At 57.6% G+C, this 13,924-nt stretch carries 11 protein-coding genes; 1 reads left to right on the forward strand and 10 read right to left on the reverse strand.

The genetic code is table 11. From position 1 onward, the window contains the following. Nucleotides 1-69: 69 nt before the first annotated feature. The 3 genes from htpG to ACF0H7_RS18790 form a co-directional block, all read right to left on the reverse strand. Nucleotides 70-1,974 (reverse strand): molecular chaperone HtpG, encoded by a 1,905-nt coding sequence (gene htpG / locus ACF0H7_RS18780; RefSeq protein WP_397448395.1) that lies wholly within the window; start codon nt 1,972-1,974, stop codon nt 70-72. Between the two features lie 103 nt (nt 1,975-2,077). Beyond that, nucleotides 2,078-2,521 (reverse strand): PaaI family thioesterase, encoded by a 444-nt coding sequence (locus ACF0H7_RS18785; RefSeq protein WP_397448396.1) that lies wholly within the window; start codon nt 2,519-2,521, stop codon nt 2,078-2,080. Next, on the reverse strand, nt 2,518-2,994 hold the full coding sequence (locus ACF0H7_RS18790; protein WP_397448397.1) for a PaaI family thioesterase: 477 nt from the start codon (nt 2,992-2,994) through the stop codon (nt 2,518-2,520). The genes ACF0H7_RS18785 and ACF0H7_RS18790 overlap by 4 nt, the downstream gene beginning before the upstream one ends. A gap of 158 nt (nt 2,995-3,152) precedes the next feature. Here ACF0H7_RS18790 and ACF0H7_RS18795 point away from each other — a divergent pair, with 158 nt between their 5' ends. Next, entirely contained in the window at nt 3,153-3,410 is a 258-nt protein-coding gene (locus tag ACF0H7_RS18795; protein WP_397448398.1) for a hypothetical protein, read from the forward strand. A gap of 91 nt (nt 3,411-3,501) precedes the next feature. On the opposite strand, the gene ACF0H7_RS18800 is transcribed toward ACF0H7_RS18795, so the two are convergent. The 7 genes from ACF0H7_RS18800 to ACF0H7_RS18830 all read right to left on the reverse strand — a co-directional run bounded on the left by ACF0H7_RS18800 (nt 3,502) and on the right by ACF0H7_RS18830 (nt 13,778). Continuing rightward, nucleotides 3,502-3,897: an MAPEG family protein gene (locus ACF0H7_RS18800; RefSeq protein WP_397448399.1), complete on the reverse strand. Its 396-nt coding sequence runs from the start codon at nt 3,895-3,897 to the stop codon at nt 3,502-3,504. Nucleotides 3,898-4,047: 150 nt separating this feature from the next. Next, nucleotides 4,048-5,361 (reverse strand): branched-chain amino acid transport system II carrier protein, encoded by a 1,314-nt coding sequence (gene brnQ / locus ACF0H7_RS18805; protein WP_397448400.1) that lies wholly within the window; start codon nt 5,359-5,361, stop codon nt 4,048-4,050. Between the two features lie 458 nt (nt 5,362-5,819). Continuing rightward, a complete protein-coding gene (sucD, locus tag ACF0H7_RS18810; RefSeq protein WP_397448401.1) occupies nt 5,820-6,701 on the reverse strand; it encodes a succinate--CoA ligase subunit alpha in 882 nt (293 codons plus the stop codon). Then, on the reverse strand, nt 6,701-7,867 hold the full coding sequence (gene sucC / locus ACF0H7_RS18815) for an ADP-forming succinate--CoA ligase subunit beta (protein WP_397448402.1): 1,167 nt from the start codon (nt 7,865-7,867) through the stop codon (nt 6,701-6,703). Before sucC ends, sucD begins: the two co-directional genes overlap by 1 nt. A 221-nt stretch (nt 7,868-8,088) precedes the next feature. Continuing rightward, a complete protein-coding gene (gene lpdA / locus ACF0H7_RS18820; protein WP_397448403.1) occupies nt 8,089-9,525 on the reverse strand; it encodes a dihydrolipoyl dehydrogenase in 1,437 nt (478 codons plus the stop codon). Between the two features lie 170 nt (nt 9,526-9,695). After that, the gene (gene odhB / locus ACF0H7_RS18825; RefSeq protein ID WP_397448404.1) at nt 9,696-10,904 is read right to left on the reverse strand and encodes a 2-oxoglutarate dehydrogenase complex dihydrolipoyllysine-residue succinyltransferase; all 1,209 of its coding nucleotides are present in this window, start codon (nt 10,902-10,904) and stop codon (nt 9,696-9,698) included. A gap of 42 nt (nt 10,905-10,946) precedes the next feature. After that, on the reverse strand, nt 10,947-13,778 hold the full coding sequence (locus ACF0H7_RS18830) for a 2-oxoglutarate dehydrogenase E1 component (RefSeq protein WP_397448405.1): 2,832 nt from the start codon (nt 13,776-13,778) through the stop codon (nt 10,947-10,949). Nucleotides 13,779-13,924 lie beyond the last annotated feature (146 nt).

The following is a 13,924-nucleotide window of genomic DNA, read 5'->3' on the forward strand; positions in this document are numbered from 1 at the left end:
ACTCCTGATCAAAGAAATGTCACAGAAATAACAAAACCCGCCGAAGCGGGTTTTGGTGTTACCCAAGCATTAAACCGACAACTCTACCAATAGCTTGTTCAGACGGCGAACATACGCCGCCGGATCTTTGAGGCTGTCGCCCGCTGCCAGTGCCGCCTGGTCGAACAGGATGTGCGACAGGTCGCCGAAGCGCTCTTCGCTCTGCTCGGCATCCAGCTTGGCGATCAGCGGGTGGGCCGGGTTGAATTCAAAGATCGGCTTGGAGTCCGGAACCTTCTGACCGCTGGCCTCGAGGATCTGGCGCATTTGCAGACCGAGGTCTTGCTCGCCGATGGCCAGAATCGCTGGGGAATCAGTCAGACGGTGGGAAACCCGCACTTCGCTGACGGCTTCGCCCAGTGCCACTTTCAGGCGCTCGATCAGACCTTCTTTGTCCTTGGCGACTTCTTCCTGAGCCTTCTTGTCCTCTTCGGAATCAAGTTTGCCCAGATCCAGGTCACCACGGGCCACATCGACAAAACCCTTGCCTTCGAAATCGCTGAGGTAGCTCATCAGCCACTCGTCGATACGATCGGTCAGCAGCAGCACTTCGATGCCTTTCTTGCGGAAGACTTCCAGGTGCGGGCTGTTTTTCACTTGAGCGTAAGTTTCGCCAGTCAGGTAGTAGATCTTGTCCTGACCTTCCTTGGCACGAGCCAGGTACTCGCTCAGGGCTACAACCTGTTCGCCGCCGTCTTCGTGGGTCGATGCGAAACGCAGCAGGCCAGCGATTTTTTCCTTGTTGGCGAAATCTTCTGCCGGGCCTTCTTTCATGACCTGACCGAAGTTTTTCCAGAAGCCCTTGTATTGCTCAGGCTCGTTCTTCGCCAGTTTTTCCAGCATGTCCAGCACGCGCTTGGTCAGCGCCGATTTCATCGAATCGATGATCGGGTCTTTCTGCAGGATTTCACGGGAAACGTTCAGCGACAGGTCGTTGGAATCGACCACGCCCTTGATGAAACGCAGGTACAGCGGCAGGAACGACTCGGCCTGGTCCATGACGAACACACGCTGCACGTACAGCTTCAGGCCGCGTGGCGCTTCGCGCTGGTACAGGTCGAACGGCGCACGGGCCGGCACATACAACAGCGAGTTGTATTCCAGCTTGCCTTCGACCTTGTTATGGCTCCAGCTCAGCGGGTTCTCGAAGTCGTGGGCGATGTGCTTGTAGAACTCCTGGTATTCCTCGTCCTTCACCTCGGTGCGAGGACGGGTCCACAGCGCGCTGGCGCGGTTGACGGTTTCCCATTCCAGCTCAGGCGCGGCTTCACCTTCGGCAGCGGCCTGTTCTTTCGGCAGCTCGATCGGCAAAGCGATGTGGTCAGAGTACTTCTTGACGATATTGCGCAGACGGTAGCCGTCGGCAAATTCGCTTTCATCGGCTTTCAGGTGCAGCACGATGCGAGTGCCGCGATCGGCTTTTTCGACGGTGGCGATTTCAAAGTCGCCTTCGCCTTTGGAAGACCAGTGCACGCCCTCGCCCACTGCCACGCCAGCGCGACGGCTGAACACGTCGACTTTGTCGGCGACGATGAACGCCGAGTAGAAGCCCACACCGAATTGACCGATGAGGTGCGAATCTTTTTTCTGATCGCCGGACAGGTGCTTCATGAAGTCCGCAGTGCCCGACTTGGCGATGGTGCCCAAGTGGGTGATGGCGTCTTCACGGCTCATGCCGATGCCGTTGTCTTCGAGGGTGACGGTTTTCGCGTCCTTGTCGAAGCTCACACGGATTTTCAACTCGGCGCCGCCTTCCAGCAGCTCCGGCTTGGACAAGGCTTCGAAGCGCAGTTTATCAACGGCGTCAGAGGCGTTAGAGATCAATTCGCGAAGGAAGATTTCCTTGTTGGAATACAGCGAATGGATCATGAGGTGCAGCAGTTGCTTCACCTCGGTCTGGAAGCCCAGGGTTTCCTTTTGAGTTTCCACACTCATTGTCATCAAACTCCAATCAGATGGTACAAGCCGCATGCTTAGCGGCGGGTTGTCATCAAAATGGGGGCTGGGTCAGGGATTTCAAGGGCTTGAGAAAGGCGATCTACGATTCTTCGATTTTGAAATGCGCCCGCGCCGTGGCAATCGGCTCGTCGGGGCTGCTCTGCCAGGCCGTCACCGCGACATTCGCCACCCGTCGGCCCTGACGCCAGACCTGACACTGGGCATAGGTGTCACGAAACAGACCGGCACGCAGGTAATCCAGAGAGAAATCGATGATCTTCGGCACCGTCCCCGAATCAGTGGCAATCAACAGGTGCATGGCTGCCGCCAGCTCCATGAAGCCGGCGATCACCCCGCCGTGCAGCGCCGGCAACAGCGGATTGCCGATGTTATCCGGGTTGGCGGGCAGACAGAACAACCACTCACCGTCAGTCAGGGTGCATTGGATGCCGATCAGCCGGGCATAGGGAATCAGTTCGAACAGTGCCTGGTAGTCGCCTTGCTGCCGGGCCTGGCGCACCTGCGCCTTGAAATCAAGGCTCATGCCGAAGCGCCTTTGATCGAGCCGGCGAAACCCTGGCTGCCTTTGATGCCTTTGCCCAGGCGCATGAAGGTGCCCACCACATGGGCAATGGGTTGCTGCGGGTCATCCTGGTAGGCGTAGCCGCGGGTGAAAATGATGTCGGGGGTCACTCGATAGCACTCGGCGAAACCATAGACTTCCCTGAACGGCGTGGCCGGGCGCATGTAATCAATGCGCAGGTCGAGGGTCGGGCACACTTCGAACTCTGGCAATACACAAAGGGTGGAAATCCCGCAGGTACTGTCCATCAGCGACGTCAATGCACCACCATGAATGACCCCGGTTTCAGGATTGCCAACGATCTGTTCGCTATAAGGCAAGACCAGCGTCATACCTTTAGCGTCGGCATGATGTATGCGCATCCCCAACACCTGACAGTGTTTGATCGCCGAAATAAAGCGCTCTGCGCGCTGCAAGATGGAGTTATCGCTCATGGCCCATCGCCCTGTTCTTATTCTTGATGGCCGCCAGCATAACCCCGGCGTAAAGCCACTGAAACAGCAACCTTTAACTATCTGCGAGAAAGGTTGAACTTAATTTGTCCGGCGACGCTCGAAAGGCCAGTAGATAGTTTTAATTAGGAGAAACACCCATGCGTAAATCTTTAGCTTTTGCCTTGATGCTCTCTGCCACTCTGGGTCTGGCTGCCTGCGACAAGTCCAGCGAGAATACCCAGAAACAAGCGGACAAAGCCGCTCAGGCTTCCCAGGACTCCATGAGCAAAGCCCAGGATAAAGTCAACGACGCCGCCAAAGAGAGTCAGGAAGCCGCCCAGAAAAACGCGGAAGCCGCTCAACAGCGCGCCAAAGAAGAAAACTCGCAGGCGCCGGCGCCTACGACCACCAAGTAAGCCTCCGCGCTTTCCACAGATAAAGCCCGCCACCGTGCGGGCTTTATTAGTTGCAGGAACTTATGCGACTTCGCCTGTTCCAGCCCCCTCGTTAAATCCCGCGCAATAATGGGCTGAGCATCAGCACCAATGAACAGACCAAGCCGACAAACCAGGCCAGGCTGCGCACCTGCGGAACATCGCCCAAGTAAGCGGCGAGATAGATCAACCGCGCTATCACAAACAGAATCGCAATACCATCAATCAAAAAGCCTTGGGTCTGAGTGGTGTGCGCAACAAATACCCCTGCCGCAAACAATACAAAAGCCTCGAAACTGTTCTGATGCGCCGCTATCGCGCGAGCGCCATACCCGGTCAACTGCGCTTGTTGCGCGCGGGGCAAATGGTTGTTGTAACCGCCCTGCTCTTTCATCGCCTTGCCCACCGGAACGCGGGCAACATAAATCAATACCGCGCTGATAAACAAACACCAGAAGGGAATACTCATAAAGCGCCTTTTTCCTTGATCGACACCCTGCTGGGTACCTTGATTGGGTATAGATCATTACCCGCCGGATGATGAAATGAAATAACGCAGGCGATAAAAACCCCGCCTCGTGAAAGGCAGGGTTTTTGTGTATTGCCCAAGCGTAATGAATCAGGCCAGCGCTTCGCTGCGCTTGCCCAACAAGCGGTCGAAGACCACCGCTGCCACCAGGGTCATCAGCGACGGCACCAGCCAGGCGAGACCTTGATCGCTCAACGGCAGGTGCGATAGCTGTGCGGGCAACCATTCGGCGAAACCTGCGCCCTTCAAGGCGTCGACCATGCCGAACAGCAGCGACACCAGCATCACCGGCGCCACGATGCGCCCTTGCGAATGCCAGAAGTCCTTGCAGAAGCTCAGGGCCACCAGAGCGATGCACGGCGGGTAAATGGCGGTCAGCACCGGGATCGAGAACTGAATCAGCTTGGTCAGCCCCAGGTTCGACACCAGCAGCGAAAACGCCGCCAGCAGAATCACCAGGGTTTTGTACGACAGCGGCACGACGCGACTGAAATACTCGGCACAGGCGCAGGTCAGGCCCACCGCCGTTACCAGACAGGCCAACGAGATCAGCACTGCCAGGAAGCCGCTGCCCAGCGAACCGAAGGTGTGCTGAACGTAAGCGTGCAGCACCATCGCCCCGTTAGTCGCTCCCGCTGCCACCGCATGGCTTCCGGCGCCGAGGCGGAACAGGCTGATGTAAACCAGCGCCAGACCGAGGCCGGCAATCAGCCCCGCGATGATCGCGTAGCGGGTGATCAGCTGTGGCGACTGGACACCGCGTGAACGAATGGCGTTGACGATGACAATGCCGAACACCAGCGCGCCCAGGGTATCCATGGTCAAGTAGCCATTGATGAACCCTTGGGAGAAAGGCGCGGCGACGTAAGCCGGCTCGGCCACGCCGATGTCCCCGGCTGGCAAGGTGAACGCAGCGATGCCCAATACCGCGAGGGCAATAATCTTCAACGGCGCAAGGAAACGGCCGACGGTGTCGAGCAGGCGACCGGGGTACAGCGATACCCAGAACACCACCAGAAAGTACACCAGGCTGTAGAGGAACAACGCCAAAGGCCCATCGCCGGTCAATGGCGCCAAACCCACTTCGAAGGACACTGTGGCGGTGCGTGGCGTCGCAAACAGCGGCCCGACCGCGAGGTAGCAGACCGCCGCGAGGATGCCACCTGCTACCTTGCCGATGGGGCTGCTCAGGGCGTCCATCGCGCCACCGACCTTGGCCAGGGCGATGACCGTGACCACTGGCAGGCCGACGGCGGTCACCAGGAAGCCGAGGGCTGCCATCCAGACGTGGGGGCCGGCTTGCAGGCCGACGATAGGCGGGAAGATGATGTTGCCGGCCCCGACGAACAGGGCGAATGTCATGAAACCCAGTGCCAGAATGTCCTGGCCTTTCAACACTTTCATTACGGAATTACCACACTGCTAAAGCGGAATTGGAGAGGATCTCCCGTGGAATTGGGGAAATGCTGCCGCTCCTTGTAAGACCGGCCCGCAGTGCACGATGGCTCCTTGTGGGAGTCATGGGCACAAAATGGCGAGCATCCTAACGAATTTTCGGGTGGCTCCGCACTGTTATAGGGCGATAGCGTCTCATGAGCGACAGAGGGTGTCGCAATCAGGACACGATGGAGGTTAGCTGGCCGGAAAAGGTCTATCCGGTGACTGCAGGGGACTTGCGTTTAGCCTACCGGGACATGGTCGAAAAACATCTCCTGTAGGAGATTTGTACGTGCCGCAGATGCACTGTGTGAGGCAGGCTTGTCGGATCGCCGCGCTCAAACATCAGAAAACACAAGCCCCAGAAAGCACAAAGGCCACCCGAAGGTGGCCTTTGCAGATCGCGATGTCAGTTAAGCAGAAGCTTACTTAACAGCCCAACCGGTCAGCTCAGCCAAAGCCTTGCCGATGTCTGCCAGCGAACGCACGGTTTTAACGCCTGCGTCTTGCAGCGCAGCGAATTTCTCGTCTGCAGTGCCTTTGCCGCCAGAGATGATTGCGCCAGCATGGCCCATGCGCTTGCCAGCAGGGGCAGTCACACCAGCGATGTAGGAAACAACCGGCTTGGTCACGTGTGCCTTGATGTAGGCAGCCGCTTCTTCTTCAGCCGAACCGCCGATTTCACCGATCATCACGATCGCTTCAGTCTTCGGGTCTTCCTGGAACAATTTCAGGATGTCGATGAAGCTCGAACCTGGGATCGGGTCACCGCCGATGCCGACGCAAGTCGACTGGCCGAAACCAGCGTCAGTGGTCTGCTTCACAGCTTCGTAAGTCAGGGTGCCGGAACGCGACACGATACCGACTTTACCTGGCAAGTGAATGTGACCAGGCATGATGCCGATCTTCGACTCGCCTGGGGTGATAACGCCTGGGCAGTTAGGGCCGATCAGGATTACACCCAGCTCGTCGCACTTGACCTTGGCATCCAGCATGTCGAGGGTAGGAATACCTTCGGTGATGCAGACGATCAGTTTGATACCGCTGAACGCTGCTTCAAGGATGGAGTCCTTGCAGAACGGAGCAGGAACGTAGATCACGCTGGCGGTAGCGCCAGTGGTTTCTACTGCTTCGCGAACAGTGTTGAACACTGGCAGGCCCAGGTGGACAGTGCCGCCTTTGCCTGGGGTCACGCCGCCAACCATTTTGGTGCCGTAGGCAATGGCTTGTTCGGAGTGGAAAGTACCCTGGGAGCCGGTGAAGCCCTGGCAGATAACTTTGGTGTCTTTATTGATCAGGACGCTCATTATTTGCCCTCCGCAGCTTTAACGACTTGTTGAGCAGCGTCGGTCAGGCTGGTAGCAGCGATGATGTTCAAACCGCTTTCTGCCAGTACTTTAGCGCCCAGCTCAGCGTTGTTGCCTTCAAGGCGAACAACAACCGGGATCTTCACGCCAACTTCTTTCACTGCGCCGATGATGCCTTCGGCAATCATGTCGCAACGAACGATGCCGCCGAAGATGTTAACCAATACTGCAGCGACGTTAGTGTCGGACAGGATGATTTTGAATGCTTCGGTAACGCGTTCTTTGGTAGCACCGCCGCCCACGTCGAGGAAGTTGGCTGGCTTGCCGCCATGCAGGTTGACGATGTCCATGGTACCCATGGCCAGGCCAGCACCGTTGACCATGCAACCGATGTTGCCTTCCAGCGCCACGTAGTTCAGTTCGAACTTGGCAGCGTGCGCTTCGCGCGGATCGTCTTGCGACGGATCGTGGAAAGTCTTCAGCTTAGGCTGACGGTACATGGCGTTGGCGTCGATGTTGATCTTGGCATCGAGGCAATGCAGATCGCCGTCAGCCTTGATCACCAGCGGGTTGACTTCCAGCAGGGCCAGGTCGTGGTCCTTGAACAGGTTAGCCAGGCCAACGAAGATCTTGGCAAACTGAGTAACTTGCTTGCCTTCCAGACCCAGTTGGAATGCCAGGTCACGACCCTGGAATGGCTGAGCGCCAACCAGTGGATCGATAGTGGCTTTGAGAATCTTCTCAGGAGTGTCGTGAGCGATTTTCTCGATGTCCACGCCACCTTCGGTGGAAGCCATGAACACGATACGACGGCTCGCACGATCTACTACAGCGCCGAGATACAGCTCTTTAGCGATGTCAGTGCACGATTCAACCAGAATCTTGGTAACTGGCTGACCATTGGCATCAGTCTGGTAAGTGACCAGACGCTTGCCCAACCACTGTTGAGCGAACGCAGCGGCGTCTTCTTTGCTGCGAACCAGCTTGACGCCGCCCGCTTTACCGCGACCACCAGCGTGAACCTGGGCTTTGACGACCCACTCGGTGCCGCCAATTTTTTCGCAAGCTTCTGCTGCAGCTTCCGGGGTGTCTACTGCGTAGCCTTTGGATACTGGCAGGCCGTATTCAGCGAACAGCTGCTTACCCTGATACTCGTGAAGATTCATGCTTATTACCGTCTTCGTTAGGTACTGCGCATTCGGTGCTGCACCTGGGGGGGTGCCGCACCACCTGTGACTGCTACTTTCGGGTGACCTCAGGAACGTGCCGAACACCAAGGCTCTGTACGTTCCTCAAGGCGCCCGCAAGGGCGAGTCCGGATTACATTCCGCGGTGAGCCTTGCAGGCAAGGCTCACGACGGTTTGCCTACCGTGGTTTCTTGTTGTCTCAGCGTTTTTTCTTGTTCTGGATGTGGATGGCATGGCCATTCACTGCCAGAGCTGCTTCGTGCAGGGCTTCGGACAGCGTCGGGTGAGAGAAAACCATCATCCCGATATCTTCAGCGCTGGTGCCGAATTCCATACCGATCGCGCCTTGCTGTACCAGCTCGGCAGCGCCCGGACCAATCACGTGCACACCCAGAACGCGGTCGGTCTTGGCATCTGCGATGACCTTGACGAAACCGCCGGTGTCGTTCGCTGCCATGGCACGGCCAGAAGCGGCGAACGGGAAGGTGCCGACATTAACCTCAACGCCTTCAGCCTTCAAGGTTTGCTCGGTTTTACCGACCCACGCGATTTCCGGGTGAGTGTAAATAACCGATGGGACCAGATCGTAATTCATCTGAGTCTTGTGACCCTTGATGCGTTCGACAACCATGATGCCCTCTTCCGACGCCTTGTGCGCCAGCATCATGCCGCGAACCACGTCACCGATGGCGTAAACGCCCGGTACGGCGGTGGCGCAATGATCGTCAACGTGCACGAAACCGCGCTCGTCGAGGACCACGCCGCAATCGGCAGCCAGCAGGTCGGTGGTCACGGGACGGCGACCAACGGCTACGATCAGCTTGTCGAAAGTAATGGTCTGTTCGCCGTTGGCGTCGGTGTAAGTCACGACCACTTCTTCGCCGTTGACTTTGGAACCGGTTACGCGAGCGCCCAGCTTGATGTCCAGACCTTGCTTGGTCAGGGTTTTCAGTGCTTCTTTGGAAACAGCGGCGTCAGCAGCCATCAGGAAGGTGTCGAGCGCTTCCAGAACGGTCACTTGAGCACCCAGACGCGACCAGACAGAACCCAGTTCCAGACCAATCACGCCAGCGCCGATCACGCCCAGACGTTTTGGTACGGATTGGAATTCCAGAGCGCCCGTCGAATCGACGATCACGTTCTGATCAACCGGAGCCGGTGGAATGTCGATCGGACGCGAGCCTGGTGCCAGGATCACGTGCTCGGCTTCGATGATTTCTTTCGAACCATCAGGCTTGGTCACTTCGACTTTCTTGCCGGCCAGCAGCTTGCCGTGGCCTTCAATAGACGTAACGCCGTTGGCTTTGAACAGGCTGGCAACACCGCCAGTCAGGCCTTTAACGATGGTCGACTTGCGCGCGACCATCGCAGGCACGTCCATGGTCACGCCAGCGTGGTTGATACCATGGATCTTGAAGCCGTCCTGGGCTTCATGGAACTTCCAGGAGCTGTCCAGCAGCGCCTTGGATGGAATGCAGCCTACGTTCAGGCAAGTACCGCCGAGGGCCAGTTTGCCCTCCTTGTCCTGGTACTTCTCGATGCAAGCAGTCGTAAGACCCAGTTGTGCAGCCTTGATCGCAGCTACGTAACCGCCAGGGCCCGCGCCAATCACTACCACGTCGAATTTTTGGGACATAGAAAAGAGTTCCTCTTTAGCTGCAAGCTTCAAGCTATAAGCCGCAAGCTGATCTGCGTTGACTGGCAGATATGGCTCGCAACTGATTCATTGATGCCATGAACACGCCGCAAGCGGAGCGCCAAGCTGCTTTAACTCGCAGCTTGACGCTTGATGCTTGCCGCTGCTTATTAGATATCCAGCAACAGACGAGCCGGGTCTTCCAGCAGGTTCTTGATGGTCACCAGGAAGGTCACTGCTTCTTTACCGTCGATCAAACGGTGATCGTAGGACAGCGCCAGGTACATCATCGGACGAATGACAACCTGACCGTTGATAGCCATCGGGCGCTGAAGGATGTTGTGCATGCCCAGGATCGCCGCTTGTGGCGGGTTGACGATCGGGGTCGACATCATCGAACCGAATGTACCACCGTTGGTGATGGTGAACGTGCCACCGGTCATTTCGTCGATGGACAGTTTGCCGTCACGGGCTTTCTTGCCGTAGGCAGCAATACCGCCTTCGATTTCAGCCAGGCTCATCAATTCCGCGTTACGCAGAACCGGCACAACCAGACCACGGTCGCTGGAAACAGCAACACCGACGTCGGCATAGCCGTGGTAAACGATGTCAGCACCATCGATCGACGCGTTGACAGCCGGGAAGCGTTTCAGCGCTTCGGTAGCTGCTTTCACGAAGAACGACATGAAGCCCAGGCGTACGCCGTTGTGCGACTTCTCGAACAGGTCCTTGTACTTCGAACGCAGGGCCATGACTTCGGTCATGTCGACTTCGTTGAACGTGGTCAGCATCGCCATGTTCGACTGAGCTTCAACCAGGCGCTTGGCCACGGTGGCACGTACACGGGTCATCGGAACGCGTTTTTCAACGCGGTCGCCAGCAGCGACTACCGGAGCAGCAGCGGCAGCAGCCTTAGGCGCAGCGACAGGAGCGGATTTCTTCGCTTCGATGGCTGCAACCAGGTCTTCCTTGGTGATGCGACCGTCTTTGCCGGTGCCTTTCACGTTGGCCAGGTTGATGCCGTTTTCTTCAGCCAGCTTGCGAGCGGCCGGAGCAGCGATGGCGTCTTCGTCAGCAGCAACCGGCGCGGCGGCAGCGGCAGGCGCCGAAGCAGCAGCGGCCGGAGCAGCGGCAGCAGCGCCACCTTCTTCGATGGTGCCCAGCAGTTCGTCGGACAGAACGGTGTCGCCTTCGTTCTTGACGATAGCGCCCAGCACGCCATCAGCAGTAGCCAGAACTTCAAGTACAACCTTGTCGGTTTCGATGTCGACGATCAGGTCGTCACGCTTGACAGCTTCGCCCGGCTTTTTGTGCCAGGTGGCAACGGTGCCGTCGGCAACCGATTCCGGAAAAGTTGGGGCCTTGATTTCGATAGCCATTATCTATGGTTCCTTAAATTCGGATTCTGATGCGCGAAGGCGTTAAACAGTAAAGGCATCTTGCAGCAGTTTTTCCTGCTGCTCAGCGTGCATCGAAGCGTATCCGCAAGCCGGGGCTGCGGATGCGTCACGACCAGCGTATTCAAGGACCAATGCCTTGTTGTGGCCGGCGATGATGCGACGCATGTGATGCTGGCTGCAGTACCAGGCGCCCTGGTTCATTGGCTCTTCCTGACACCAGACGGCGTGCTTGAGGTTCGTGTACGGCGCCAGGATTTCGACCAGGTCGTCTTCCGGGAACGGATACAGTTGCTCGATACGCACGATGGCGATGTCTTCACGACCTTCGGCACGACGTTTTTCCAGCAGGTCGTAGTAGACCTTGCCGCTGCACAGCACCAGGCGCTCGACCTTGGACGGATCCAGTGCGTCGATTTCCGGGATAGCGGTCTGGAACGAACCGTCAGCCAAATCTTCCAGCGTTGAAACCGCCAGCTTGTGACGCAGCAGCGACTTCGGAGTCAACACGATCAGCGGCTTGCGCAGCGGACGGATGACCTGACGACGCAGCAGGTGGTAGATCTGAGCCGGCGTAGTCGGCAAGCACACCTGAATATTGTGCTCGGCGCACAGTTGCAGGTAACGCTCAAGACGTGCAGACGAGTGCTCCGGACCCTGACCTTCATAACCGTGTGGCAGCAACATGGTCAGACCGCACAGACGGCCCCACTTGTGCTCGCCACTGGTGATGAACTGGTCGATAACCACCTGGGCACCGTTGGCGAAGTCGCCGAACTGAGCTTCCCAGAGAACCAGAGCGTTAGGCTCGGTGGTCGAGTAACCGTATTCGAACGCCAGTACCGCTTCTTCCGACAGGAACGAGTCGTACAGGTCAAAACGCGGCTGACCTTTGTACAGATTCTGCAGCGGAATGTAGCTAGTGGCGTCTTTCTGGTTGTGCAGCACCGCGTGACGGTGTGAGAACGTGCCACGACCAATGTCCTGACCGGTCATGCGGATCGGGTGACCTTCGAACGCCAGGGTCGCGTACGCCATGGTTTCGGCGTAACCCCAGTTGATCGGCAGGCCGCCGACTTGCATTTTCTGACGGTCTTCGTAGATCTTCTGCACCTGACGCTGAACCACGAAGCCTTCTGGCAGCTCCATCAGTTTGGACGACAGTTCCTGCAGGGTCTTCAGGTCGAAACTTGTGTCGTGACGCGCAGTCCAGGCGTGGCCCAGGTACGGACGCCAGTCGACGAACAACTCTTTGTTCGGCTCTTTGACCAGGCTTTTTACCACGTGCAGACCGTTGTCCAGCGCATCGCGATAGTCATCGATTTTTGCCTGAACGCTGGCATCATCAAGCACGCCGGCCTTGATCAGGCTATCAGCGTACAGTTCACGCGTGGTGCGCTGCTTGGCGATCTGCTGGTACATCAACGGCTGGGTGCCGCTTGGTTCGTCCGCTTCGTTGTGACCGCGACGACGGTAGCAGAACATGTCGATGACCACGTCACGCTTGAACTGCATGCGGTAATCGATTGCCAGCTGAGTCACGAACACCACGGCTTCAGGGTCATCACCATTCACATGGAGAATCGGCGCCTGAATCATCTTGGCCACGTCGGTCGCGTACTCGGTGGAGCGCGCGTCTGCCGCGTTGCTGATGGTGAAACCAACCTGGTTGTTGATGACGATGTGGACCGTGCCGCCCGTCTTGAAGCCGCGAGTCTGCGACATCTGGAAGGTTTCCATGACCACGCCCTGACCTGCGATTGCAGCGTCACCGTGGATGGAAATCGGCAGAACCTTCTCACCGGTCGGATCGTTACGACGATCCTGACGCGCACGCACCGACCCTTCCACTACCGGACCAACGATCTCCAGGTGGGACGGGTTGAAAGCCATGGCCAAGTGAACTTCACCGCCAGAGGTCATTACGTTGGACGAGAAGCCCTGGTGATATTTGACGTCGCCGGAACCCAGTTCGACCTTCTTCTTGCCTTCGAACTCGTCGAACAAGTCGCGCGGGCTTTTACCGAAGGTGTTGATCAGGACGTTCAGACGGCCACGGTGGGCCATGCCGATCACGACTTCTTTGGTGCCGTAGGAGCCGGAGCGCTGGATCAGTTCGTCCAGCATCGGAATCAGGCTTTCGCCGCCTTCCAGACCGAAACGCTTGGTGCCCGGGTATTTGGTGCCCAGGTACTTTTCCAGGCCTTCGCCCGCGGTCACACGCTCGAGCAGGTGGCTCTGGATGTCAGCGGAGAACGCCGGACGCCCACGCACGCTTTCGAGGCGCTGCATGAACCAGTTACGCTGCTCGGAGTCCACGATGTGAGTGAACTCGGCGCCGATGGTGCGGCAATATGTCTGCTGCAACGCTTCGACGATTTCGCGTAGGCTCGCTTCTTCTTTGCCGATGTATAAGTCACCGGCGCGGAACGTTGTATCAAGATCAGCGTTGGTCAGACCGTAATGATTGATCGACAGGTCGGCTGGCGAAGATCGCTGCCACAGTCCCAGCGGATCGAGCTGGGCTGCCTGATGGCCGCGCATACGGTAGGCCTGGATCATCCGCAGTACTTCAACCTGCTTCTTCTCGTGCTCGCTGCTCACGCTGCCGGCAGAAACCGGTTGTGCGCGGCGCTGGTTTTTAGCCAGCAAGACGAAATGATCGCGGATTGTCGAGTGCGAAACATCGGTGGCAGAGCTGCCGTCAGCGGGCAACTTCTGAAAGTAGGTGCGCCACTCTTCTGGCACAGCGTTAGGGTCGTGCAGGTAAAGCTCGTAGAGCTCTTCCACATAGGCAGCGTTACCACCGGAAAGGTGGGCACTGTTCCACATGCGCTGCATCACGCTTTCTTGCATGCTTGGTCACCCTCGGTAAGGGGACACCACCGGCGAAGACACTACGGCACGCCTGAAAAAGTCCATGTACAGCGACTAAGTCAAGCCACCACGATCAACGCTGATAGTCCGGGTACCAGCCCGGATGCCCCTGCTGGTCTCATTTC

This window comes from Pseudomonas sp. NA-150, from assembly GCF_044336365.1.
Taxonomy (GTDB): Bacteria; Pseudomonadota; Gammaproteobacteria; order Pseudomonadales; family Pseudomonadaceae; genus Aquipseudomonas.